Source organism: Paenibacillus sp. LHD-38 (genome assembly GCF_031157315.1).
Classification (GTDB): domain Bacteria; phylum Bacillota; class Bacilli; order Paenibacillales; family Paenibacillaceae; genus Pristimantibacillus.
In genome coordinates, this window is the sequence record NZ_JAVIFU010000021.1 from 89,886 (window position 1) to 113,035 (window position 23,150).

The window sequence follows — 23,150 nt, forward strand, 5'->3', positions numbered from 1 at the left end:
CCCCATTGCAATCAAAGGAAGAGCAGTATCCCAAATAGGATACTGCTCTTCTATTTAAATAACCATTTCAGCATTGGCGGCGTGACAAGCGTCGTCAAGATCACCACGATGACCACTGCCGTAAAATACTGCGGAAGCAGTAACCCCGACTCCAAACCTGATGCCGCAATAATAAGGGCAACCTCACCCCTTGATACCATTCCAGCGCCAATTGCAATAGATGAGTGATTATTGAAACCTGTCAATCTTGCACCTAAGGCTCCGCCTAACAGCTTCGTCAGAACCGCAACAAGGGATAACAGCAGAATAAAGACGAGCTGATTGCCTACTCCGACGAATGTAATATTTAAACCGATGCTTACGAAAAAAACAGGCACGAATAACGTATAGGCGATCGGCTCCACCTTCGATTCCACATCATGCTTAAACGAGGTTTGCGAAATGGCAATTCCCGCTGCAAAGGCGCCAATAATACCGGCTACCCCCATTTTCTCAGCAAAATAAGAAAACGCGAAACAGGCGATTAGTGCACCGCTCATAGCCGCTTCCGTTATTCTAAACCGAGCAAACTGCTTCATAAAGAATGGAATGACCCAAATGGAAATGACTACGATAATGATAAAGAACACGACCTTTTTTCCAATTAAAGCCGGTATTGATACATCGTCCGAAGCGCCAAGCAAGCTCATCATCACAGCTAATAGTACGACGACTACGACGTCGTCTACAACCGCTGCCCCTAGGATCGTCGTTCCTTCCCTGGAATTAAGCTGGTTCATTTCCTTCAGCGTTTGAACCGATATGCTGACCGATGTCGCACATAGCAGCAATCCAAGAAATAATGCCTCTGTATTTGACATGTCGAGAGCAGCGGCTATGGCATACCCTCCAATAAACGGAAGAATTATTCCGCCTATCGCAACGGCAAATGATGCTTTCCAATTTTTTCGAAGCTGTTCCAAATCCGTTTCCAAACCCGCTATGAACATGAGTAAAAGAACGCCTATTTCTGCAAAATGACCAATGAAATCATCAGGATGTACCCATCCGAGCAAGGCTGGCCCAAGGATAATCCCCGCGAGCAGCTTTCCAAGCACTGCAGGCTGCCCTAATCGTACTGACAAATGCCCTGCCGCCTTTGTAGCTGCGATAATAAGAGCAAGATAAAATATAAACTGCATACACGTACGCCTCCCATATCGATTGAATTAGCATGCAACAAAAAAAGGCCTGTATACATACAGGCCCCTAAATAAAACAAAAAGAGCCCTTGGTGACAGGCTCCTCCGTTTTGTACATATTCACTTATCGACCTATTCAGTCGTGTAAGGAAGCAATGCGATTTGACGTGAACGTTTAACTGCGATTGTAAGCAAGCGTTGGTATTTCGCGCTTGTACCAGTCACACGACGTGGCAAGATTTTGCCGCGCTCGCTGATAAACTTTTTCAGCAAATCTACATCTTTATAGTCAATTTTAGTGATTTTGTTTACAGTGAAGAAACACACTTTACGGCGTTTGTTGCGTCCGCCTTTACGTCCGCTGAACTTACGTTCTGGACGCTCGTCGCCGCCGTTATCTCTTTGCTTGAAAGCCATGATAGGTATCCTCCTTATCGTTGAAAATTTTACAATTACGCAGCTGCTCTATGTTTCAATAAAGGCCGCATAACCGTTCCATTGATACACGAAGTAGAAGCTCCTTCGATATCAAAAGGGCAAATCATCCTCTGATATATCAATCGGGCGTCCGTCATCCTGGAAAGGATCACGGCTGTCGTTACGTGAGTTATTGCCAGATGGCCGGTTACCGCCGCTTTGGGAAGCGTTGCCGCCGTAAGATCCGCCGCCGCTGCTTGTACCGCCGCTGTAGCTGCTTCCGCCTTCTTCGCGCGAGCCGCCGCCGTCTTTATTGGATTCCAAAAACCGAACGTTATCAGCGATAACTTCCGTTACGTAGACGCGTTTGCCTTCGTTGTTCTCGTAATTCCGCACTTGAATGCGTCCTTCAACCGCCGTTAAGCGGCCTTTACGCAAGTAGTTGGCGCAAGTCTCGGCCAGTTGACGCCATGTTACAACCGGAATAAAATCCGCTTCACGCTCGCCTTGACCGCCGCTCGTAAACGGACGATCTACTGCTAACGTAAACTGTGTAACCGCAACACCTGCAGGCGTATAGCGAAGCTCTGGGTCTCTCGTCAATCTACCAATTAGTATAACACGATTCAACATCGTTTCTGACCTCCCAATCGAACAATCCAGCGTGGATTAAGCGACGTCTCTGACGATCAACGAACGGATAACTTCATCCGTAATCTTCATGATGCGGTCAAGTTCATTCACAACTTCAGTCGTTGCGTTGAAATGTACCAGTACAAAGTACCCATCACGAAGCTTATTGATCTCATACGCAAGACGACGTTTTCCGCTCACATCTTGCTTTGTGACCTCTCCGCCGTTGGAGATAATGCCATGGAATTTGTCAACGATCGCTTGCAAGGCTTCTTGCTCAACGTCTGGACGAACGATGTACATTACTTCATATTTGCGCATATTGTTTCACCTCCTCTTGGACTAACGGCCCCATAAATGGAGCAAGGAACGAGCTTCTGCTCGCATCTCAATACTATATCAAATCTACACGCCTATGACAAGCAAAAATAACAGAGATCTTGCTCAAATACGCTTTTTAGCCGATATCTGCTACTTATGCAAATCATCCTTACTGCAAATACTACCCCAGCGGACAGATGAAGCGTGCTTCTCTATAACGCGCCAAAATTATGCTGGAGGATGATCATGATGGGTGAAGGTACAATCTTTTCGCCGGGAGACAGAGCTCCGAACGATGGCACTTATATCGAGGATGGAGTGAATTCATTTCACATGGGCATTCAAAATCCGAAAAAAGTTAGGCTTAACAAGGGAGAACGCTTTCCGGAAACAAGCAACCATGAACGCAAATGGAAGCGTATGGGGCATTAGTTTTTTCTGTTTTAATGAATGGTGAAGGGCTTCCTTGGTCATTCTAATTATCGACGGTGTAAGAGAGGTGTGGTTCCGTTGAACCATTTTGGCATGCGTAAACGACCGGCCCCGTCTTCTGACGGATCAGCATTCGTTTCGCAACGAGTACAGCCTCAAGAGGATTTCGTTCACACAGGATAGAAGCGGAGGGTTGTGCCAAAGACACATGTCTGTAACACATGCGCATTCGAGCATCGTTAGGAACAACCGTTCAAGCGGCCACCTAACATTGTGCTCAAAAGGAAAGCCCTGGCTGATTTACTCCGATTGACGAATGAAGAAACCAAGGTTTCATATGCTTGTCGTGAGAATTGATCGACTCAACCATCAACCACCGTCAAGAAGAGGGCTCACGAGAGCCCTCTTCTCTATTTTTACTCGTGCCAGCCTTTACTTGGGCGATCAGCAGGATAGCCATGCTGCGCTCGGTACAACTTTCGCTCCTGCGTAAAGTCCCACCATTGCTTATCGCTCCCTGGATGGTGCGCATGATGCACGGCAAGTCTCATCACATCTTCCACGCATGGATCCATCCAAACGCCGTGCAGGCGCTCCAGACGCTCCACAAGCTGTGCTCCGCTTTCCCCGCCGCTTTTAATCTGTTCCAATGAATAAAAGCCCAGCTCAACTAAATTAACGGACAGTCTTGGCCCAATGGATGGCACGCTTTGAAAGATAGCAAGCGCAAGTAACTGCTCGGCTCTCTTCACGGGCATTTCTAATATGACGCTTAGTTCATTTGCGGAATAATCTTTAAAATCAATGAGCTTAATCTTTGCTTGTCTTAATTGCCTGCGCTCATCATCCGTTAAGGGCAGCCTGGGTGCACTCATAATAATAATGGCCTCCCCGAAAACTCATATAAATAAAAAAAAACGATTCGGCAATCGAATCGTTTGACTGTTGTTGTATGGCGGAGAAGGTGGGATTCGAACCCACGCACGGTTTGACCCGCCTAGCTGATTTCGAGTCAGCCCCCTTGGGCCTCTTGGGTACCTCTCCGCATGTAAAAATTATTTTATCATACAGCTTGTCTTCATGCAAGTACTTATTCGGATTTTTTTAACAACTGATGCTTACTAGCTTTCGGACATGCTTTCGCCTGCTGCTTTGGAACGAAGCACCTTCTTCATGTTTTTTTCGAATTTCGCTCTCGGTATAAGAACGCTGTGCTTACAGCCTACACATTTAATGCGAATATCCATACCCATCCGAATGATTTCCATTTCATTAGAGCCGCATGGATGCTGCTTTTTCATTTGAACAACATCGCCCAGCTCAAACTGCTTACGCTCCACTTTTCACGCCCCCTTTTTCATTGCGATGATAAGTAACCATTCTCGGGTAAGGAATTTCAATGCCGCTAGCATCTAATGACTTCTTAATCTCCATATTTAATTTACGAGCCACAACCGGATGAGTATTGGGGCGACATTCAGCAATAACGCGCAATGTCACGCCAGTAGGAGCGATGGTCTGAATCCCGAGAACCTCTGGTGCATTAATTAAATTCTCGTCCTGCATCGATATCATCGTATGGCGAATAACTTCAAGCGCGCGGTCAACCTCTTCTTCAAAGGCTATCGAAATATCCACAACAGCGATGCTGTTATTAATCGAGAAGTTCGTGACCTCATTAATCATACCATTAGGAACGATATGAACCTCCCCCGTCCAGCTTTGGATACGGGTTGTGCGGAGTCCGATAACTTCCACTGTTCCTTTAAACTGTCCCGTTTGAATGACATCGCCGACGGCAAATTGATCTTCCAGTACGATGAAAAATCCTGTAATAATATCCTTTACTAAGCTTTGAGCTCCAAAACCAATCGCAAGCCCCAGCACTCCTGCTCCCGCAAGCAACGGTCCTAAATTAATACCAAACTCAGAAAGGATCAGCATAACGGAAATGAAATAAACAACATACGAAGCTACATTTTTCAAGAGTTTGCCTACAGTTGTCATTCTTCGTGTATGACTAACTGGCCTTTTACTCTCACGTTCCAATATAACCCGATCAATTGTTTTATGTATAACCCATACAACTAATCGTCCAATAAACAAAAATAATATGACGCGCAAGGCTGAGCTGCCGAAAGCAGTCCATAACTCATTATCTGTCAACCATGCAACAATTTTATCAGATCGTTCTTTGATTGACATCGTTGACATCGTTTTTCCTCCCTTATCTAACCATGATTAGCGCTACATCATAACTTGCTCGTACCCGGAATCAATTGCTTTAAAGATGCCTCTAACCTCTACGTTTTCCTGAACGATGACTTCCTTCACCATCAATAAATCCTCTTCCGGAAAATGAATCGACAACGCACAACCAGCTGTTATTTCTTTTGGCGTTGGACAAATATCAATTTCGATTTCAGCATATTCGAGCAGCATCTCCGCACGCAATGCCTGCTGCGTAGAGTCAAACGCAATTAACACGTGCAAGACCTCCATTTTTTCAGATGACAAACCATTTTGCAAACAAAATATCAAAACTATCTGACGTATAAAATGGTTGTCCCATCCATATACTAGTAACATATCGGTATTATCGGAGGGATTCTATGAAACTTTCATTTATTAAAGAAACGCCTTTGAAGGTACCTTACACTACAGCTAACGTTATAGGTATGCTTGTTAATCGCTTAACCGCTATGCTGGAAGAAATGGCCGGCAACCGCCCCATCGTGGTCGTATGCGTTGGAACAGATCGATCAACGGGTGATTCATTAGGGCCTCTCATTGGAACGAATTTATCCAAATACCGCAGTCCTCATTTTTCATTATTCGGCACATTAGAAAATCCTGTCCACGCCATGAATTTAGATGATACGCTTATAGAGATCAATCGTCGCTATCATAAACCTTTTGTTATCGGTATCGATGCTTGCCTCGGTCAAGTCTCAAGCGTAGGCAGTATTCAAGTGGGTGTCGGCCCTGTGCGTCCCGGTGCAGGCGTCAATAAAGATCTCCCTCCGGTTGGCGATATTCATATTACCGGCATCGTTAACGTAGGTGGCTTCATGGAATATTTCGTGCTGCAGAACACACGTCTGCATCTTGTAATGAAAATGTCGGATATTATATCCCTTAGTCTCTTTACGGCGATTGCAAATAACGCGCATCTTATCAATACTGCTCTTGAACAAACCGCTGCCTCGGATAATATTTAAGGATAACCGATTGCTTACCGATTGCTTACTTCGCTTCCAAAATGGCTTTACGCTCTTCTGGTGTCAAAGGATAAGCCGATTCGCCTTTTTCCACTGGCTTAGCATACACATAGCTAGTTTCTCTGCTATGTATACCCGAGAAAACGGCTCCGTCCTTTTCATCATTAATAATGGCAATTGAAAAACTAAGGTCGCTGCCTTGCTCGGCAAAAGCATTATATCGAATAACGCCAATCTTTCCTTTTTGATTAGGCAAAGTTGCCTGTACTTCGGTTAATTGTGATTTTAATTGTTTGTTTTCCTGTTGCTGTTCAGCTAGGCCTTCCTTCAATTCAACAATCACATTTTCAAAATTTGTTACTCCTGTGTTCCCCATGACCGCTGTATACTGCTTACGCAGCTTTTTCAGCCGCCCGCCTATGACTGCTATCCAAATAAATAATATGATGACAAGTAAAGCTAATCCCACCGTAACAGCATTCATCGGATTTGATGTCCAGTCTTCCATCGTTGTTAATCCGCCCCCAATTCATTGCTATACCCCATACTGCTGTGCGATTTCCTTTATGGCAGTTGTTAAAGCATCGATTTCCTCGTTTGTTGTAAATACACCAACACTAGCACGTATAGCTCCCGTCTCCGTTGTTCCAGCACAAGCATGTGCGAGCGGTGTACAATGAAAGCCGGCTCGCACGGCAATCCGGTAATGCTGATCCAGAATAAATGACAGCTCCGATGGATCAACTCCGCCTAAGTTAAAAGCCACAATTCCTGTTCTCTGCTCACCAAGATCAGGCCCCAATAATTTGACACCATTAACAGACTTAAGACCTTCCAAAAGCCGCTGTGTCAATGTCCATTCCTTAGTATGGATTTTCTCAACCGTCTCATTCAAAACATACTGAACACCGGCTTTGAGTCCCGCTATACCTGGTGTATTTTGTGTCCCGGCCTCATATCGATCAGGTCTAACTAGAGGCTGCTCACGCGCCTCTGACTGACTCCCGGTTCCGCCATGTAATAACGGCACTAAATCAAACTCCGGATTGATGTACAGCCCTCCTGTGCCCTGTGGGCCAAGCAAACCCTTATGTCCTGGGAAAGCCAGCATATCAATTCCCATCCCTCTAACATCAATAGGAATTATACCTGCACTTTGGGCCGCATCTACAAGCAGCTTAATGCCATGTTTTTTTGTAAGCTCCCCAATTTCTGCAACAGGCATTATCGTTCCAAGCAAGTTTGAGCTGTGATTAACTACGATGAGCGTTGTATTTGAACGTATGGCGCTGGCAACATCATCAATGTTCAAAAATCCACGTTCATCCGATTCCACGTAGGTAACTTCAATACCGATTGTTTGCTCTAGGTAATATAAGGGTCGTCTTACTGAGTTATGTTCAACCGAAGTTGCTATTACATGGTCGCCTGGTTTTAGCCAGCCCTTTATCGCCATATTTAATGACATGGTTGTGTTGGAGGTAAATGCAATATCATTCGGGTTTTTTATGTTGAATAGCTTAGCTAGATGCTTGCGCGTCTCAAATAAAATACGACTGGCCCGCACTGCCATAGCATGACTTCCTCTACCTGGATTAGCGGCGTCATTCAACATAGCATTAATGACTGCTTCTGTTACTTCGGGCGGTTTAGGCCAAGAGGTTGCTGCATGATCTAAGTAAATGACCGATTGTTCGTTATTAATCACAAATTCACACCTTTCCTAGCTATCTTTTCACAACAATGGCATACCTTAGTTTAATCTTTCAAAAGCAAGATTACAACTTAGGTATGCCATTGTTTGGTATAGATTATGCCATATTTTGAAGCAGCTCTAGCAGTCTTTCCAAATCCTGTTTGCTATAATACTGAAGCTCTATTTTGCCTTTATCTTTTTGCTGTTTGATTTTAACAGTTGTTTTAAATCGTTCACGCAATGATTCCTCAAGATGATCGATATAAGGATCACGCTTCCGTTGGGTTGGCTTGGTTATATCTTCAGGCTGCTTTGAATCGAGTTTTTGAATAGCCTCTTCCAAATCACGTACGCTCCACTCTTGTGAAACGGTCAGATCAGCTAATTCCTTCTGTGTTTTGTCATCCTTGATACCCACCAATGCCCTTGCATGTCCCATGGAAATTGTTCCACGTGAAACATTGTCTTTAATTTCCGTTGGCAATGAAAGCAGCCTTACAAAGTTTGCAATGTGCGAGCGAGACTTACCTACCTTCATCGAAAGTTCTTCTTGTGTGAGTTTGAACTTATCAATAAGAGCTTGATAAGCAACGGCAACCTCAATTGCATTCAAATCTTCACGCTGAAGATTTTCTATCAAAGCTATTTCCATTACCTGTTGGTCTGTGAAGGATCTAACTACAGCAGGTATGGTTGCATTTCCACAAAATTGAGAAGCGCGAAAACGTCTCTCCCCTGCAATGATCTCATAACCTTTCAAAACGGTACGAACGATAATAGGTTGAATAATGCCATGTTGTTTTATGGATTCTGCTAATTCCTTTATGGAATCCTCATCAAATGTTTTTCTTGGCTGATACGGGTTAGGTCTTAGCTGCGTTAAAGAAATTTCAATCACTTTGTCATCGTCATTCACAGAAAGCGATGGGATAAGCGCATCCAGCCCTCTACCTAGCCGCTTGCTCATACATAATCACTTCCTTTGCGAGTTCAAGATAAACTTCCGCACCTTTAGAACGTGGATCATATGTGATAATAGCTTGTCCATGTGATGGCGCCTCACTCAAACGAACATTACGTGGAATAATCGTTTGATATACCTTTTGTTGAAAATACTTTTTAACCTCTTCAATTACTTGAATGCCTAAGTTCGTTCTTGCATCCAGCATGGTCAGAAGAACACCTTCGATTTGAAGAGATGTATTCAAATGCTTTTGAACGAGTCGAACCGTATTCAATAGCTGGCTCAACCCTTCAAGCGCATAATATTCACATTGAATTGGAATAAGAACAGAATCCGCTGCAGTTAACGAGTTAATCGTCAAAATACCCAGTGAAGGAGGGCAATCAATCAAAACATAATCAAAATCATCCTTGACCATATGTAAGGATTTTTTCAAGCGAAGCTCTCTTGATATTGTAGGAACTAACTCAATTTCCGCGCCAGCCAATTGAATGGTTGCCGGAATGATTTTCAATCCAGGGACACTGGTTTCAAACATGGCATCCTTCGGATGGACATCATTAATAAGCACATCATAAATGCAGTTCGTTACATCGCCCTTGTTAATACCTAATCCACTCGTTGTATTCCCCTGTGGATCAATATCGACTAGCAGTACTTTTTTACCAAGCGATGCTAGACAAGCAGCTAAATTGACAGACGTTGTCGTTTTTCCGACACCGCCCTTCTGGTTGGCTATTGCAATAATTTTCGACAAAACCGGCTCACCTCAATGTGTACAGCTTTTATGTGCTATTTCTAAGAAGTATAAGAAAGTCTAAACCTAAGTTGATAAGATTTAAATATGATATATCAATACCCGTTGATTTTAATAGTGATTTCAATATTAAAATGATTACTCTATTAAAAAATGACTTCTGCTATAAATGGCATCGCCGCCCTCGGTGAGGGCGGCACAAAATAAACGTTTTATTATGGCAAATGCTTAATTTAATTCTATCGTTTAGGGATTTTGATGACAATCTCATAATGATCATCGTGATCCTTTTCGTTCGTTTTAATTTGCAGACCAGAGCCAGAAACCATCTCAATCGATTGCCTAATTGTATTTAGAGCCAAACGTACATCCTTTGTAAAAGAGATACGCTTCGCTTTCTTTAATTTAGTCGATTCCTTTAAGAAGGCAATTCGAACCTCGGTTTGCTTTACATTTAAGTCTTTTGTGATAATCTCTTCTAGTACCTTAAGCTGAAGCTCTTCATTATCTAATGACAATAATGCACGAGCATGTCGTTCTGTAATTTTGCGTTCCATTAATGCCATCTTAATCGTATCATTTAGCATTAACAATCGCAATTTGTTGGCAATAGTGGATTGGCTCTTTCCTAGTCGCTGGGCAAGACTTTCTTGTGTTAATTGATGAAGCTCGATCAGTTTCTGATATGCAATCGCTTCCTCAATAGCCGACAAGCCTTCTCTTTGAAGGTTTTCAATTAATGCGATAGATGCCGTCTGCGAGTCATTGAATTCACGAACGATACCAGGGATGGTATCATAACCAAGCTTGGTAACCGCACGCCAACGGCGCTCCCCAGCAATAATTTCATATCTTCCGTTTCGCATACGTACAACTATAGGCTGAATAACACCATGTGTTTTTATCGTCTGACATAATTCTTCAATTCGGTCGTCATCAAAAATTGTACGCGGCTGAAATGGACTAGCGTCAATTTCTTGAATCGGTATTTGTCGAACTTCTTCTTGCGGTATGCGCTGCTCGGACAGGCCGAACAATCGAGAAAATTGTTCTTTCATATCGATAATTACCACCCGATCATGAGATAAACCTTGTTTTTAATCACTTCAAATGAAACCATTCTTTCCAAAAGGTCATAGAAATCATGCGTTTCATATAAAATGCAGCACCCAGACAGTTATGTAGTAAGAAGGGCTGCTATTCTATTAAAAAGCAATTACAAGGTTTTTGCAATAAATACGCTTCAGCAGTAAGATTGGTTCATTGCCAATTGGATTAATTCGGTTACGAGAACCTATCTCAGGTAATAATCGTCAACTGCACGGCGAACATCCATAACAAAATTCATTCGGAAATGATAGGAGAGGCTTTGTTTCAAATATAATCAAGTATAGCTGTGTAACTTATACGATGCTTATATTTATCCGCGCTGCGAACAGCTGCCTTTTCATGACATGCTATTTTGTTCGCTGCCTAACGGTGTCGTCCAGTCTCTTCATCTATCTTAAGAATTCGACTATAGCTGGACGATCTCCTGCTTGACACTAGTTCTGAATGAATAATTGTTGTATAAATATGGCGATTCATATATGAATGATAATTGTTAATATAATCTCTCATTTGTTTCACGTGGAACATTGCAATGATTGTTACATAAGCGGTTGTTTAAGTGGAGTGCCCGCTTTTCTTGGGTATTTACGCGGAGTAGCATCAAACTTTTCTATTAAAACAATGTGCCTCTCTGATTGTTCGTTCGGAAGGGATAGTTGATGCTGCGATTTGATTTTCCCTTTAAGCTCTCTTAGGCTATATTCTGCCTCGCCAACTTCTTCATCCGATTGTGAACCTTTCATGGCAGCGAATACGCCGCCTTTTCTTACGTAAGGTAAACAGAACTCATTTAACACATTCAAACGCGCAACCGCTCTTGCTGTTACTAAATCGTAGCTGTCACGATGTTCAGGTAACTGCGCAATATCCTCAGCTCGTCCATGCAAACACAAAACATCATGTAAACCCAGCTGCTCTGTAAGGAAAGATAAAAATTGAATTCTTTTATTTAAAGAATCTACGATCATAACCTTCAGATGAGGAAAACAAATTTTCAAAGGAATACTGGGAAAACCCGCTCCCGAGCCAATGTCTGCAATATTGCGAACGCTATTCATCTTCATATAGAAGGAAAGCGATACTGAATCATAAAAATGCTTTTCATAAACAGCATCTCTTTCGGTAATTCCCGTTAAATTCATTTTCTCATTCCATTCAACAAGCAAACGATAATACAGTTCAAATTGTTCAAGCTGAGCAGAGGAAAGCGGAATGCCGCTCTCCTCCATTCGTTTTGTAAACCAGAGCAATGTCTCATCCATATTAAGAACCTCTCGCCGCAGTCACCCGATTATAGTGTTCCAAGTAAACAAGCAGTATGGAAATGTCAGCCGGCGTTACACCAGCAATTCGGGAAGCTTGCCCAATGGATAAAGGCCGGATAACAGAAAGCTTTTGTTTTGCCTCAGAAGCTAAGCTGCGTACGTCATTGTAGTCAATATCGTCCGGAATCCGTTTTTTCTCCATTTTGTTCAAGCGCTCCACTTGTACTAACTGCTTTTCAATATATCCCGCGTACTTAATTTGAATTTCGACTTGTTCCTTCATTTCCTCTGTCATTTCCGGTACGGAAGGCACTACCGTCTCAAGCATCGCATAGGTAACCTCGGGACGTCTAAGTAAGGAAAGCGCATCTGTTCCATGCTCCATCGGTGCAGTTCCTGCAGCAATCAGCATATCGTTCACTTGATCAGGCTTCACTTTTGTTCCGCGCAGCCTTTCAATGTCGATTTCAACCAATTCTTTTTTTCTTAAAAATTTATTGTAGCGTTCTTCCGAAATAAGCCCTATTTCATAACCGGTTGGCGTTAAACGTAAATCCGCATTATCATGACGAAGCAACAAACGATATTCCGCTCTTGAAGTAAGCAGACGGTAAGGATCATTAGTGCCTTTCGTTACAAGGTCATCAATCATTACGCCAATATAGCCTTCTGAACGACCGATAATAATCGGCTCTTTTCCTTGTACCTTGCGTGCAGCATTTATGCCGGCCATAACACCTTGACCAGCTGCTTCTTCATAGCCGGAAGTTCCGTTAATTTGCCCTGCCGTAAATAAACTGTCGATAACCTTTGTCTCTAAAGACGGCCACAGCTGCGTAGGAACAACCGCATCATATTCAATAGCATAGCCGTTACGCATCATTTCAACTTTTTCCAAACCTGGAATTGATCGTAAAATGCCGAGCTGGACATCCTCCGGCATACTTGTCGATAGACCTTGCACATAGTATTCGGACGTATTTTTGCCTTCAGGCTCTAAAAAAATTTGATGCTTAGGCTTATCTGCAAAACGCACGATTTTATCTTCAATCGATGGACAATAACGTGGACCCGTTCCCTCAATCGCACCAGAGAACATCGGAGCACGATGCAAATTGTCATTGATAATTTTATGGGTTGCTTCTGAAGTATACGTCAACCAGCAAGGCAGCTGTTCATTGGTAGAAGACTCTGTCTCATGAGAGAAAAACTTAGGTTTGTCGTCGCCGGGCTGAATCTCTGTTTTTGAGAAATCGATGGTGTCTTTATGGACACGCGGCGGTGTGCCTGTTTTAAAACGGACAAGCTCGAGGCCATTTTCCTTCAAGCTTGCTGAAAGCCTAACCGAAGGCTGTTGATTATTCGGTCCGCTCTCGTACATCAGCTCGCCCATAATAATTTTACCGCGCAAATAGGTTCCGGTTGTAACAACGGTCGTGCGAGCACGATACTCTGCACCTGTCTTGGTTACTATACCTAAGCATTTGCCATCTTCTACGATAAGCTCCTCCGCCATACCCTGGCGAAGTGTTAATTGCGGTGTTTCTTCAATTGTTTTCTTCATTAAATGCTGATAATCAAACTTGTCAGCTTGTGCGCGCAAGGCGTGTACCGCAGGACCTTTGCCCGTATTAAGCATTCTCATTTGAATAAATGTTTTATCGATATTGCGGCCCATTTCTCCGCCTAAAGCATCAATTTCACGGACAACGTGGCCTTTAGCCGGACCGCCAATTGATGGATTACAAGGCATAAATGCAACCATGTCTAAATTTATCGTAAGCAGAAGTGTTTCGCATCCCATTCGTGCAGCAGCAAGCGCAGCCTCACAACCCGCATGCCCCGCTCCAATGACGATAACGTCATATTCACCAGCAATATATCTCATTATCCTTACCCTCCTAAAGGTTTTCAAAGAAAACCTACTTCGTAAGCTTAAGCAGAGGTTTTCGAGAAAACAAACCTCTTAAGCATGTATCAGGCTTTCAATGTAAGCCTGATAGCCTCTTTCATTCCTATAGCTCAGACTAAAGATGAACATTTCTATGGAAAAAAAGCTCGAATGCTGTAATGTTTTGCATGATAACAACCACTAATCCCCAACTGTCTTCAGTAAGCATAATGCAAATGATCTAAAAAAGCCTACTTCCAACTATTTCCCTAAGCAGAACTGTGAGAATATCTGATCAATCAATGAGTCTCCAGCCTCGTCTCCAAGAATTTCTCCAAGCGACTCCCAAGCGGATCTCGCATCAATCTGAATAAGATCGATTGGAATCCCGGTATCTGATGCTTCAATAGCATCGACAAGCGATTGTCTCGCTCTCTTCAATAAAGCAATATGTCGAACATTGCTTACATATGTCAAATCACCGGATTCGAGCTGACCCTCAAAAAACATCTCACTTATCGTCTTCTCCAAACGATCAAGCCCGTCTTCCTCAAGAACCGACATTTTTACGATGGAATCCGCAGGAATCGACTCCTCCACCACCTCAATTTCTAATTGACGCGGCAAGTCAGTCTTATTTATGATCGCAATGACCGGACGGTCCTTCATTTGGAGCAAAAGTTCCCTGTCATCCGTTTGCAGCGGTTCATTATAATTAAGCACCAATAAAATGAGATCCGCTTCTTCAAGAGCATTACGCGAACGCTCTACGCCTATTCGTTCGACAACATCCGACGTTTCACGGATACCAGCTGTGTCGAGCAGCCGAAGCGGTATGCCATTTAACGCCACAAACTGTTCAATGACATCACGGGTCGTTCCAGGAATATCCGTAACAATCGCTTTATTTTCTTGCGTCAGTACATTCATAAGCGATGACTTTCCGACATTGGGGCGGCCCACGATTGCTGTTACAATACCTTCTCTTAATATCTTGCCTTCATTTGCGGTTTTTAACAAACGATCTATTTCATCAATAGCAGAATCGCATTGGTCACGAATAAAAGAATTCGTCATTTCCTCTACGTCATGCTCCGGATAATCAATGTTCACTTCAATATGGGCTAGCAGCTCAATAACCGTCTGCCTTAAAGCTTTAATCCGCTTCGATAAAATACCCTCTGCTTGTTTCCTTGCAACCGAAAAAGCGCGATCCGACTTGGAACGGATCAAATCAATGACCGCCTCTGCTTGCATGAGGTCAATTCGCCCATTTAGAAAAGCACGCTTCGTAAACTCTCCCGGTTCCGCCGTGCGGTATCCCTGCAGCTGCAGCACCACATCGAGGACCTTCTTAACGGCAATGACGCCGCCATGTGCATTAATCTCAACGACATCCTCCGCAGTAAAGGAACGTGGTCCGCGCATTAGCGTAACCAACACCTCTTCCACTTCTTCACCTGAAGCAGGGTCAAGGATGTGCCCGTAATGCAGCGTATGCGTATCCGCATCATTTAAATTGATTTTCGAACGAAAAACCGATGCGATTCCGGCAATTGCCTCCGGCCCGCTAACTCTTATTATAGCGATACCGCCTTCTCCGACGGCTGTCGAAATGGCTGCTATCGTATCATGTACCATTGCTGTCAGCACCTCTCAAATGGAAAAACAGCAATGACCATTATGAGCCATTGCTGTGGATAGCGTATTGATTCGTATTGATTTATGTTGTGTAACTTATTGTCGCAAAGCGATGACAACTCGCCGGTTAGGCTCATCGCCCTTACTGAACGTTTTCACCTTAGGGTGATTCTGAAGCTGCGAATGAATGACTTTGCGCTCATGCGGAGACATGGGTTCCAGGACAACTTCTTTCCTAGTTCGAATGACTCGTCCCGCCAAACGATCGGATAAATCCGCTAGCGTCTTGCGGCGGCGCTCTCGAAAATCTTCTGCATCAAGCACGATACGCAAATGACTGTCAGAGTAACGATTAGCCACAATATTAACCAAGTACTGTAATGCATCCAACGTTTGTCCGCGACGTCCAATCAGCATACCAAGGTCGCCACTTCCAGTTACGGACAGGTGGGTTCCTTCTCTTGTTTGCTTTCGATCGATGTTTACTTGCAGCCCCATCGTACCAGCTACTTCACGGAGAAATTGCTCCGCTTCCAGCATAGGATCGGGAATAAGCTCAAGCTCGACTTTCGCTTCTTTTGCGCCAAACAGTCCAAAAAAACCTTTTGTGGGCTGCTCAAGCACAACTTGTTTAACGCGGTCTTCAGTGACTTGCAATTGTGTTAATCCATTACGTACAGCATCCTCTACCGTTTTCCCTGATGCGACGATTTTCTTCATTTCGCAGGGACCTCCTTACCCTTTTCAGATGAACGAACGTACAGGAAGTAGTTTTGAACAATCGTGTAAATGTTGCTGTAAACCCAATATAACGGCAGTGCTGCTGGGAATGAAAGTGCCATTACAAAAATAAGCACAGGGAAGATCGCCAGCATCATACCCATACCCGGCATGGTTTGTGTTTGTTGCTTTTGCATCATTTTGGACTGAACAAAAGTCGTAGCGGCAGCGAGAATCGGAAGAATATAATAAGGATCCTTCTCACCAAGCTGAAGCCATAAGAACGTATGCTCACGAATATCCGGATTCATGTAAATGGAATTGTACAAAGCGATAAAAATCGGCATTTGAACAATAAGCGGCAAGCAACCCGCCATCGGATTTACCTTATGGGTTTGGAACAGCTTCATGGTCTCTTCTTGCTGCTTCTGCGGATTGTCTTTGTGTTTTTTCTTAATCTCAGCCATTTGAGGCTGCAGAGCTTGCATCGCTTTGGAACTTCGGTACTGCTTCAGCGTTAATGGTAAAATCAACGTTCTTACAATAATCGTCAGGAGCAATATAGCAAGTCCGTAGGAATCGCCAAACCAGCCTGCGAACGTATCCAGCGTTATGGCAAAATAGTAGACAACGTTTTTCTCCCAGAAGTTGCCCTTCAATAAATCGGCGGTCTCCGTCGTCTGGGTTGTTGGAGCGCCGCATCCTGCCAGCACACCCATAAGCAGAACAAGACCAAGCACTAAAATCCATTTCTTGTTTTTAGTCCAAAACAACAACATTAAAACTCCTCTCTGAGAGCAATTACATCAAGCGTAAACGGCTGATGCCGTCCTTTCGGCAAAACGCGTATCGCAATGAAACATAAGTTATGTATAGAAGAAAAGCTTATACCTTTCTTACATTTCAAGCTCTAACGGCTAAGTCCGTACCCTTGCGGCGCAGCATTTGATTCAAGACAAAATACAGGCATTGTATAACTTATACAATACTACATTTTCAATCTCGACTATACCATAATTTATGGGACAAAGAAACAACGAGTCGTTCCTTGCATCCGCTTTCTTTACACATGTTGTAGAAGACTTTTTAAGCACACGAAGCAAGCCGGCAAAATCACGTCAATCTGCCTGCTTTTCCTTTGTGTTCGCTGTGCTCTTCAGCAAACCGGCTTTCTTCAATACATGAAGAACGCTTTTCTCCATTTCCTTCATCTTCATCAATGTAGCTGGCTTTCTTACTATTAGAATGAAGTCAGTCCTTGGAACAATTCGATTTGCTTGATGACGAACGATTTCCTTTATCATTCGGCGCATCCGGTTGCGGACAACCGCATTGCCTATTTTCTTACTCGCGGACACACCTAAACGAAAAGGATCCGCCGATGGCTGCTTAGACCAATAAACGACAAACTGCCCATTCGCAAACGATTTACCGCCTCGATAAATACGGCTAAAGTCTTCACGGTTGCGAAGACGCAATTTTCTATGCACGACTGATGGCCACCGTTCCCTCATTGATCTTCTAAGTATCACCAGCAAATGAGCAGCATAAGCAGCTGCTCACCCACTCCTCATCCTCATAAGCAAAAAAAAAAGACCACCGGACGTGGTCTTCTGCTTATGCGCTCAGTACTTTTCTTCCTCTTTGACGACGCGCTGCCAAAACTTTACGTCCGTTCTTCGAGCTCATCCGTTTGCGGAATCCATGCACTTTCGCACGTTTGCTAACATTAGGTCTAAATGTAGGTCTCATCGTTCTGCACCTCCTATACTGCGTGTTTCCAATTAAGCGTAAACGGCTCTCGCCGTCTTAATGGACGGAGCAGCATCGTTTCGCGGTGTAATATAAGCAGCGATATAAGTGTGCTACTTATAAAGTCTTATATTTAAAAAAACGCTTTTTTTATTAAACCATGTTGGCCGCCAAAAGTCAATGATCAGGTCTCACGCCAAATTGTTGATAAATGTATTTCGGATACCTCTGTGGATAAGCGCATGAAATATCCCCTTTTATCAAAAACTAATAACATGTGCACAATCCACAGGCACCTTGAACGAACTTTGTCGAAATCTTAACAAGATATAAACAATATGTAGTGGTGTAGATAACTTTTATGCACAAGCAGTTGAGAATGTGGATAAAATATGCGAATTCGTTGAAATATAAGGGATCTTTTGCTATGATAATTATGTTTTCATTGTGGATTAGATCATTATTGCCTCAGTTTTATCAACAGCCTGTGGATAACATTGTGAACAAACTCATCCCCTATTTATAACTCATCCGATTATTATTCTGTATAATGTGGATGTTTTCGTTATAATACCCTGATTTTCGACATTTTTTCTTGCAACTGCGCCATTCGTGGCGATTGGATAAGGAGTGACAGTCTGTGGACAGCCATACCTATGATTTATGGCAGCAAGTGTTGTCGATCATCCAGACTAAATTAAGCAAACCGAGCTTTGACACCTGGTTCAAAGCAACGAAGGCTTCTTTTGTCGATGATTCTATGCTTGAAGTAACAGCGCCGACAACATTTGCGGCCGAATGGCTGGAAGGCCGTTATACGAAGCTAATAAGAACAACATTGTTTGAATTTTTGGGCAGACAAGTCGATGTTCGCTTCTCTATTGAGGAACCTAAGGGTGCGGAGCCAGCTTATACGTTCCAGCCAAAAACGGTAAATTCCCCTGTTATGAACGAAGAAGCGACACCTACTCATATGCTTAACCCGAAGTATACGTTCGATACATTCGTCATCGGGGCAAACAACCGTTTTGCGCATGCGGCATCGCTTGCGGTAGCGGAAGCACCGGCCAAAGCTTATAATCCATTGTTTTTGTATGGCGGCGTTGGGCTTGGAAAAACCCATTTAATGCACGCAATCGGCCATTACATCATGGATCACAACCCAAATACGAAGGTTCTATATATTTCGTCAGAGAAATTCACGAATGAATTCATTAATGCCATTCGTGATAACAGGGGCGAAAGCTTTCGTACAAAATACCGCAACATCGACGTTCTACTAATCGATGATATTCAATTTCTCGCTGGGAAAGAACAAACGCAGGAGGAGTTTTTCCACACCTTTAATGCACTCCACGAGGAACGTAAGCAAATTGTCATCTCGAGTGACCGTCCGCCAAAGGAAATTCCGACGTTGGAAGAACGGCTTCGCTCACGCTTTGAATGGGGGCTCATTACCGATATTCAGCCGCCGGACCTGGAGACGCGGATTGCAATTCTGCGAAAGAAAGCTAGAGCTGAAAATTTAGATATCCCTAACGAAGCGATGATCTATATCGCAAACCAGATCGATACGAACATCCGTGAATTGGAGGGCGCCCTCATACGGGTTGTCGCTTATTCCTCCTTAATAAATGCGGATATTACGTCACATTTGGCTGCAGAAGCGCTTAAGGATATTATTCCGTCCAGCAGGCCTAGAATGATTACGATGCATGACATACAGACGAAGGTTGGAGAATTCTACGGGCTGCGGCTAGAAGAGTTTAAAGCGCGGAAACGGACAAAAGCCGTTGCGTATCCGAGGCAAATCGCCATGTATTTATCGAGAGAGCTAACCGACTTCTCGCTTCCCAAAATCGGCGAAGCATTCGGCGGCCGTGATCATACGACAGTCATTCATGCGCATGAGAAAATTACGCAGCAGCTGAAGATCGATCAGGACCTGTACAAAATCGTCCAAAACCTGACCGAAAAAATCAAAAATCATATGTGAACAACTAAGCAAGCCTATGCACACGCTATGCACATGTGGATAGGCTTGCTTTATCGGTCTTCCAAGGGGTTATCCACATATTCAGGGCCCCTACTACTACGACTACTAAAAATCTTTAAAAAAACATCATCAAATAAGCGTAAACGGAAGATTCCTTCCTTCAGCGATAAACGCTCGTTTCGCGACGTTATACAAGCTTTGTACAACGTTCAAATTAATATGATCATCTTTTCAAAATTAACGGCAAACGCCTTTTCTAAAAACTATCGTTTCGTGCAAGCTCATACTTGGATGAATTTATAAGAACGCTAGGAGTGAAACCATGAAATTAACAATCTCAAAAAATGAATTAAACGATGCGATCCAGCAAGTAGCCAAAGCTGCTTCTTCACGTCCTGCCATACCTATTCTCGGCGGTATCAAAATCGAGGTTACCCATCTTGGCGTAACACTTACCGCGAGCGACACGGACATCTCCATTCAAAGCTTCATCCCTGTGGAAAGAGATCAATTCGTTATTGCACATGTGGATAAACCCGGCAGCGTAGTACTGCCAGCTAAGTTTTTTGTCGAAATTGTAAAAAAGCTCCCTTCCGAGCAAGTCGTTATTGACGTAAGCAATACTTATCAAACCATCATTCGCTCCGGCTCGACTGAAATCCAAATGGTCGGACTCGATCCAGAAGAATTCCCGGTGCTGCCTTCCATTGAGCAAAATGAATTATTGCAAATGCCGGGCGATCTATTAAAAGCGATGATTCGTCAAACCGTTCTAGCTGCTTCGGCAAGCGAACAAACGCCAATTTTGACAGGTGTGCTTTGGAACTTGCTCGAAGGCGAGCTCAAATTTGTAGCAACCGACCGCCATCGGCTGGCAAGCCGCACGGCTCAAGTAGATACGGACGCACAATTTAAATTCAGCAATGTCGTTATTTCGGCAAAAACGCTCATTGAGCTTTCAAAGCTCGTTCCGGAACATAACGCTCTTGTAGATATCGTTGTAGCAGACAATCAGGTTCTATTTAAGCTTGGCAACGTATTGTTCTATACGCGAATTCTTGACGGCACCTATCCCGATACTTCTAAGATTATTCCGCAAACCTTCAAAACAGAACTTGTTCTGGATACAAAAAATGTGATGGATGCGATCGACCGTGCCTATCTGATGTCCCGTGAAGAAAAAACCAATATCGTACGCCTTATAACACTGGAAGACGGAGCGATTGAAATCTCTTCTAGCTCCACGGAGCTTGGCCGGGTTACGGAGCAGCTTGAAGCAAAAGAGTTCAATGGCGAGCCGCTTAGAATCGCATTTAACTCCAAATATATGCTTGATGTTCTTAAAGTTATTGACAGCGAGCAGTTGTTCATCGGCTTTACAGGGGCTATGAGCCCGATTATTATTCGTCCTATGGATCATGCATTCAGCATGTATGTCATCCTGCCTTACCGCACAACCGGTTAATACCAGGTCCAGGCCAAGAAAGGAATGAGATTTTCGATGAAAGAAATTGGCATCAACACAGAATATATAACGCTAGGGCAGTTTCTAAAGCTGTCCGATTGCATCTCAACCGGCGGACACGCTAAGTTTTTTCTTCAAGAGAGTACCGTAATCATTAACGGAGAAGCAGATAATCGGCGAGGCAGAAAGTTGTATGCTGGGGATAAAGTAGAGGTTGAAGGCTGCGGCGTATTTACGGTCGGTAAAGCGTAGCGCACCAATGGACCGGGAGGTCGAAACGTGTTTTTAACGAACATACAGCTGCAAAATTATCGGAACTATAGTGATCTTGATCTGCAAACGCCCAATAAGGTAAATGTGTTTCTCGGGCCCAATGCCCAGGGAAAAACAAACCTGCTGGAAGCCATCTTCGTACTGGCATTAACGAAATCGCATCGAACCTCCAAAGATAAAGAGCTCATTGGCTGGCAAGCCGATGCTGCGCGCATTTCAGGTGAGGTCGATAAGAAATACGGATCGATTAAGCTCGATCTCCTCTATTCGGCACAGGGGAAAAGGGCTAAAATTAACGGGCTTGAGCAGCGTAAGCTGAGTGATTTTATCGGTTCGGTCAACGTTGTAATGTTTGCGCCGGAGGATCTGGAAATTGTAAAAGGAACGCCGGGTGTGCGAAGACGGTTTCTCGATATGGAAATCGGTCAGGTGCAGCCCGGCTATTTATATACCCTGCAGCAGTACGGGAAGGTGCTTCAGCAGCGAAATAATTTTCTGAAAGCTTCGTATTCTGGAGGGGCAAATCAGACGATGCTGGATGTATGGAATATGCAGCTGGCAGAGCATGGTGTTAAAATCATGAAAAAAAGGAAACACTTCATACATAAATTACAAACGTTTGCAGAACAAATCCATGCGGGCATAACGAACGGTGCTGAGCAGCTCACAATTGAGTACCGCCCTTCTTTCGATACGGATGCCCAGCAAGATGAACCTGTTTTATTTGATCAATTTATGATAAAGTTAACACAGGTGAAAGATCAGGAGATTCGCAGAGGGGTTACGCTAGTGGGGCCGCATCGCGATGATCTGGCGTTTTTTATAAACGGCAAAGAAGCACAGACATTCGGATCCCAAGGGCAGCAGCGAACGACGGCCTTATCTTTAAAATTGGCAGAAATAGAGCTCATTAACGAGGAAATCGGTGAATATCCGATTTTACTGCTTGACGATGTGCTGTCGGAGCTCGATCAGAACCGTCAAACACAGCTTATTGAGACGTTTCAAAGCAAAGTACAAACCTTTATTACAACGACCGGCCTTGAAAGCGTGAATGTAAGCAGGCTTCAGGATGCCGGCATCTACCATGTGCATGGCGGCCGAGTGACGCGTTAGGTGCGAATAGGAGAGGTGAGGAAGAGGACATGTACATCCATTTGGGCGGCGAGAAAATAATTAGGGCTGCGGAGCTGGTGGCCATTTTTGATATTTCTATCGAGCAATCCTCCAAACTTTCCAAGCAATTTGTTGCAGGAGCACGCAAGCGCAAGGACGTTGAAACGATAGGCGAGGAAGATCCGAAATCGATCGTTGTAACGAAGCAAAAAATATATTATTCGCCTATTTCATCCTCTACGTTGAAGAAACGCGCCCATCATTTTGCGGCGAACGGCTAGAGCGAAGGCGATCAGGAA

General features: G+C 43.8%; 27 protein-coding genes and 1 tRNA gene. 7 read left to right on the forward strand and 21 right to left on the reverse strand.

The annotated features are described in order from the left end of the window. Positions 1 to 50: 50 nt before the first annotated feature. The 4 genes from RCO25_RS18810 to rpsF form a co-directional block, all read right to left on the reverse strand. Positions 51 to 1,181, reverse strand: a complete 1,131-nt coding sequence (locus tag RCO25_RS18810; protein WP_308997672.1) for a cation:proton antiporter — start codon at positions 1,179 to 1,181, stop codon at positions 51 to 53. 132 nt (positions 1,182 to 1,313) lie between these two features. Further along, a complete protein-coding gene (gene rpsR / locus RCO25_RS18815; RefSeq protein WP_053373429.1) occupies positions 1,314 to 1,598 on the reverse strand; it encodes a 30S ribosomal protein S18 in 285 nt (94 codons plus the stop codon). Positions 1,599 to 1,709: 111 nt separating this feature from the next. Next, positions 1,710 to 2,231, reverse strand: a complete 522-nt coding sequence (gene ssb / locus RCO25_RS18820) for a single-stranded DNA-binding protein (protein WP_308997673.1) — start codon at positions 2,229 to 2,231, stop codon at positions 1,710 to 1,712. Positions 2,232 to 2,267: 36 nt separating this feature from the next. After that, positions 2,268 to 2,552: a 30S ribosomal protein S6 gene (rpsF, locus tag RCO25_RS18825; protein WP_053373427.1), complete on the reverse strand. Its 285-nt coding sequence runs from the start codon at positions 2,550 to 2,552 to the stop codon at positions 2,268 to 2,270. A gap of 249 nt (positions 2,553 to 2,801) precedes the next feature. On the opposite strand from rpsF, the gene RCO25_RS18830 reads away from it, so the two are divergent. Further along, positions 2,802 to 2,984, forward strand: a complete 183-nt coding sequence (locus tag RCO25_RS18830; RefSeq protein ID WP_308997703.1) for a YjzC family protein — start codon at positions 2,802 to 2,804, stop codon at positions 2,982 to 2,984. 416 nt (positions 2,985 to 3,400) lie between these two features. Here RCO25_RS18830 and RCO25_RS18835 read toward each other — a convergent pair whose 3' ends face one another. The 5 genes from RCO25_RS18835 to RCO25_RS18855 form a co-directional block, all read right to left on the reverse strand. Next, positions 3,401 to 3,859, reverse strand: a complete 459-nt coding sequence (locus tag RCO25_RS18835) for a helix-hairpin-helix domain-containing protein (protein ID WP_308997674.1) — start codon at positions 3,857 to 3,859, stop codon at positions 3,401 to 3,403. 78 nt (positions 3,860 to 3,937) lie between these two features. Next, positions 3,938 to 4,028: transfer RNA gene (locus RCO25_RS18840), tRNA-Ser, on the reverse strand. Positions 4,029 to 4,105: 77 nt separating this feature from the next. Then, the gene (locus RCO25_RS18845; RefSeq protein WP_308997675.1) at positions 4,106 to 4,324 is read right to left on the reverse strand and encodes a DUF951 domain-containing protein; all 219 of its coding nucleotides are present in this window, start codon (positions 4,322 to 4,324) and stop codon (positions 4,106 to 4,108) included. Continuing rightward, positions 4,314 to 5,189, reverse strand: a complete 876-nt coding sequence (locus RCO25_RS18850; protein WP_308997676.1) for a mechanosensitive ion channel family protein — start codon at positions 5,187 to 5,189, stop codon at positions 4,314 to 4,316. Before RCO25_RS18850 ends, RCO25_RS18845 begins: the two co-directional genes overlap by 11 nt. A 42-nt stretch (positions 5,190 to 5,231) precedes the next feature. Continuing rightward, the gene (locus RCO25_RS18855) at positions 5,232 to 5,486 is read right to left on the reverse strand and encodes a putative Se/S carrier protein (RefSeq protein ID WP_308997677.1); all 255 of its coding nucleotides are present in this window, start codon (positions 5,484 to 5,486) and stop codon (positions 5,232 to 5,234) included. A gap of 110 nt (positions 5,487 to 5,596) precedes the next feature. Here RCO25_RS18855 and yyaC point away from each other — a divergent pair, with 110 nt between their 5' ends. Continuing rightward, positions 5,597 to 6,205, forward strand: a complete 609-nt coding sequence (gene yyaC / locus RCO25_RS18860; protein ID WP_308997678.1) for a spore protease YyaC — start codon at positions 5,597 to 5,599, stop codon at positions 6,203 to 6,205. A gap of 25 nt (positions 6,206 to 6,230) precedes the next feature. On the opposite strand, the gene RCO25_RS18865 is transcribed toward yyaC, so the two are convergent. From RCO25_RS18865 to rpmH, 12 genes are all read right to left on the reverse strand, one after another. Then, on the reverse strand, positions 6,231 to 6,713 hold the full coding sequence (locus tag RCO25_RS18865; RefSeq protein WP_308997679.1) for a DUF4446 family protein: 483 nt from the start codon (positions 6,711 to 6,713) through the stop codon (positions 6,231 to 6,233). Positions 6,714 to 6,740: 27 nt separating this feature from the next. After that, positions 6,741 to 7,910 carry an aminotransferase class V-fold PLP-dependent enzyme gene (locus RCO25_RS18870; RefSeq protein WP_308997704.1) on the reverse strand — a complete coding sequence of 390 codons (1,170 nt, stop codon included), beginning with the start codon at positions 7,908 to 7,910 and terminating at the stop codon, positions 6,741 to 6,743. Positions 7,911 to 8,016: 106 nt separating this feature from the next. Next, positions 8,017 to 8,868 carry a ParB/RepB/Spo0J family partition protein gene (locus tag RCO25_RS18875; protein WP_308997680.1) on the reverse strand — a complete coding sequence of 284 codons (852 nt, stop codon included), beginning with the start codon at positions 8,866 to 8,868 and terminating at the stop codon, positions 8,017 to 8,019. After that, the gene (locus RCO25_RS18880; protein ID WP_308997681.1) at positions 8,849 to 9,622 is read right to left on the reverse strand and encodes a ParA family protein; all 774 of its coding nucleotides are present in this window, start codon (positions 9,620 to 9,622) and stop codon (positions 8,849 to 8,851) included. The genes RCO25_RS18875 and RCO25_RS18880 overlap by 20 nt, the downstream gene beginning before the upstream one ends. Before the next feature lie 239 nt (positions 9,623 to 9,861). Next, positions 9,862 to 10,680 (reverse strand): nucleoid occlusion protein, encoded by an 819-nt coding sequence (gene noc, locus RCO25_RS18885; protein ID WP_308997682.1) that lies wholly within the window; start codon positions 10,678 to 10,680, stop codon positions 9,862 to 9,864. 591 nt (positions 10,681 to 11,271) lie between these two features. After that, positions 11,272 to 11,994: a 16S rRNA (guanine(527)-N(7))-methyltransferase RsmG gene (gene rsmG / locus RCO25_RS18890; protein ID WP_308997683.1), complete on the reverse strand. Its 723-nt coding sequence runs from the start codon at positions 11,992 to 11,994 to the stop codon at positions 11,272 to 11,274. Position 11,995: 1 nt separating this feature from the next. Then, positions 11,996 to 13,885 (reverse strand): tRNA uridine-5-carboxymethylaminomethyl(34) synthesis enzyme MnmG, encoded by a 1,890-nt coding sequence (gene mnmG / locus RCO25_RS18895; RefSeq protein WP_308997684.1) that lies wholly within the window; start codon positions 13,883 to 13,885, stop codon positions 11,996 to 11,998. Between the two features lie 264 nt (positions 13,886 to 14,149). After that, the gene (mnmE, locus tag RCO25_RS18900) at positions 14,150 to 15,529 is read right to left on the reverse strand and encodes a tRNA uridine-5-carboxymethylaminomethyl(34) synthesis GTPase MnmE (RefSeq protein ID WP_308997685.1); all 1,380 of its coding nucleotides are present in this window, start codon (positions 15,527 to 15,529) and stop codon (positions 14,150 to 14,152) included. Between the two features lie 96 nt (positions 15,530 to 15,625). After that, positions 15,626 to 16,249, reverse strand: coding sequence for an RNA-binding cell elongation regulator Jag/EloR (gene jag / locus RCO25_RS18905; protein ID WP_308997686.1), 624 nt, complete (start codon positions 16,247 to 16,249; stop codon positions 15,626 to 15,628). Beyond that, on the reverse strand, positions 16,246 to 17,028 hold the full coding sequence (locus RCO25_RS18910) for a YidC/Oxa1 family membrane protein insertase (protein ID WP_308997687.1): 783 nt from the start codon (positions 17,026 to 17,028) through the stop codon (positions 16,246 to 16,248). Before RCO25_RS18910 ends, jag begins: the two co-directional genes overlap by 4 nt. A gap of 339 nt (positions 17,029 to 17,367) precedes the next feature. Further along, complete coding sequence (gene rnpA / locus RCO25_RS18915) at positions 17,368 to 17,739, reverse strand: ribonuclease P protein component (RefSeq protein ID WP_308997688.1); 372 nt, start codon at positions 17,737 to 17,739, stop codon at positions 17,368 to 17,370. 127 nt (positions 17,740 to 17,866) lie between these two features. Continuing rightward, positions 17,867 to 18,001: a 50S ribosomal protein L34 gene (gene rpmH, locus RCO25_RS18920; protein ID WP_308997689.1), complete on the reverse strand. Its 135-nt coding sequence runs from the start codon at positions 17,999 to 18,001 to the stop codon at positions 17,867 to 17,869. Positions 18,002 to 18,641: 640 nt separating this feature from the next. On the opposite strand from rpmH, the gene dnaA reads away from it, so the two are divergent. The 5 genes from dnaA (at position 18,642) to remB (ending at position 23,132) form a co-directional block, all read left to right on the forward strand. Then, complete coding sequence (gene dnaA, locus RCO25_RS18925) at positions 18,642 to 19,997, forward strand: chromosomal replication initiator protein DnaA (RefSeq protein ID WP_308997690.1); 1,356 nt, start codon at positions 18,642 to 18,644, stop codon at positions 19,995 to 19,997. A gap of 322 nt (positions 19,998 to 20,319) precedes the next feature. Continuing rightward, positions 20,320 to 21,462, forward strand: a complete 1,143-nt coding sequence (dnaN, locus tag RCO25_RS18930; RefSeq protein WP_308997691.1) for a DNA polymerase III subunit beta — start codon at positions 20,320 to 20,322, stop codon at positions 21,460 to 21,462. Positions 21,463 to 21,498: 36 nt separating this feature from the next. Next, the gene (gene yaaA, locus RCO25_RS18935; RefSeq protein WP_308997692.1) at positions 21,499 to 21,714 is read left to right on the forward strand and encodes a S4 domain-containing protein YaaA; all 216 of its coding nucleotides are present in this window, start codon (positions 21,499 to 21,501) and stop codon (positions 21,712 to 21,714) included. Positions 21,715 to 21,741: 27 nt separating this feature from the next. Beyond that, complete coding sequence (gene recF / locus RCO25_RS18940) at positions 21,742 to 22,851, forward strand: DNA replication/repair protein RecF (protein ID WP_308997693.1); 1,110 nt, start codon at positions 21,742 to 21,744, stop codon at positions 22,849 to 22,851. 29 nt (positions 22,852 to 22,880) lie between these two features. Next, positions 22,881 to 23,132, forward strand: a complete 252-nt coding sequence (gene remB / locus RCO25_RS18945) for an extracellular matrix regulator RemB (protein WP_056637846.1) — start codon at positions 22,881 to 22,883, stop codon at positions 23,130 to 23,132. The last annotated feature ends 18 nt before the right edge of the window (positions 23,133 to 23,150 follow it).

Coding starts and splice junctions, on each gene's coding strand:
- RCO25_RS18810 (WP_308997672.1), bottom strand. CDS start 1,181: ATGCAGTTTATATTTTATCTTGCTCTTATTATCGCAGCTACAAAGGCG.
- rpsR (WP_053373429.1), bottom strand. CDS start 1,598: ATGGCTTTCAAGCAAAGAGATAACGGCGGCGACGAGCGTCCAGAACGT.
- ssb (WP_308997673.1), bottom strand. CDS start 2,231: ATGTTGAATCGTGTTATACTAATTGGTAGATTGACGAGAGACCCAGAG.
- rpsF (WP_053373427.1), bottom strand. CDS start 2,552: ATGCGCAAATATGAAGTAATGTACATCGTTCGTCCAGACGTTGAGCAA.
- RCO25_RS18830 (WP_308997703.1), top strand. CDS start 2,802: ATGGGTGAAGGTACAATCTTTTCGCCGGGAGACAGAGCTCCGAACGAT.
- RCO25_RS18835 (WP_308997674.1), bottom strand. CDS start 3,859: ATGAGTGCACCCAGGCTGCCCTTAACGGATGATGAGCGCAGGCAATTA.
- RCO25_RS18850 (WP_308997676.1), bottom strand. CDS start 5,189: ATGTCAATCAAAGAACGATCTGATAAAATTGTTGCATGGTTGACAGAT.
- RCO25_RS18855 (WP_308997677.1), bottom strand. CDS start 5,486: ATGGAGGTCTTGCACGTGTTAATTGCGTTTGACTCTACGCAGCAGGCA.
- yyaC (WP_308997678.1), top strand. CDS start 5,597: ATGAAACTTTCATTTATTAAAGAAACGCCTTTGAAGGTACCTTACACT.
- RCO25_RS18865 (WP_308997679.1), bottom strand. CDS start 6,713: ATGGAAGACTGGACATCAAATCCGATGAATGCTGTTACGGTGGGATTA.
- RCO25_RS18875 (WP_308997680.1), bottom strand. CDS start 8,868: ATGAGCAAGCGGCTAGGTAGAGGGCTGGATGCGCTTATCCCATCGCTT.
- noc (WP_308997682.1), bottom strand. CDS start 10,680: ATGAAAGAACAATTTTCTCGATTGTTCGGCCTGTCCGAGCAGCGCATA.
- rsmG (WP_308997683.1), bottom strand. CDS start 11,994: ATGGATGAGACATTGCTCTGGTTTACAAAACGAATGGAGGAGAGCGGC.
- mnmG (WP_308997684.1), bottom strand. CDS start 13,885: ATGAGATATATTGCTGGTGAATATGACGTTATCGTCATTGGAGCGGGG.
- mnmE (WP_308997685.1), bottom strand. CDS start 15,529: ATGGTACATGATACGATAGCAGCCATTTCGACAGCCGTCGGAGAAGGC.
- jag (WP_308997686.1), bottom strand. CDS start 16,249: ATGAAGAAAATCGTCGCATCAGGGAAAACGGTAGAGGATGCTGTACGT.
- RCO25_RS18910 (WP_308997687.1), bottom strand. CDS start 17,028: ATGTTGTTGTTTTGGACTAAAAACAAGAAATGGATTTTAGTGCTTGGT.
- rpmH (WP_308997689.1), bottom strand. CDS start 18,001: ATGAGACCTACATTTAGACCTAATGTTAGCAAACGTGCGAAAGTGCAT.
- dnaN (WP_308997691.1), top strand. CDS start 20,320: ATGAAATTAACAATCTCAAAAAATGAATTAAACGATGCGATCCAGCAA.
- yaaA (WP_308997692.1), top strand. CDS start 21,499: ATGAAAGAAATTGGCATCAACACAGAATATATAACGCTAGGGCAGTTT.
- remB (WP_056637846.1), top strand. CDS start 22,881: ATGTACATCCATTTGGGCGGCGAGAAAATAATTAGGGCTGCGGAGCTG.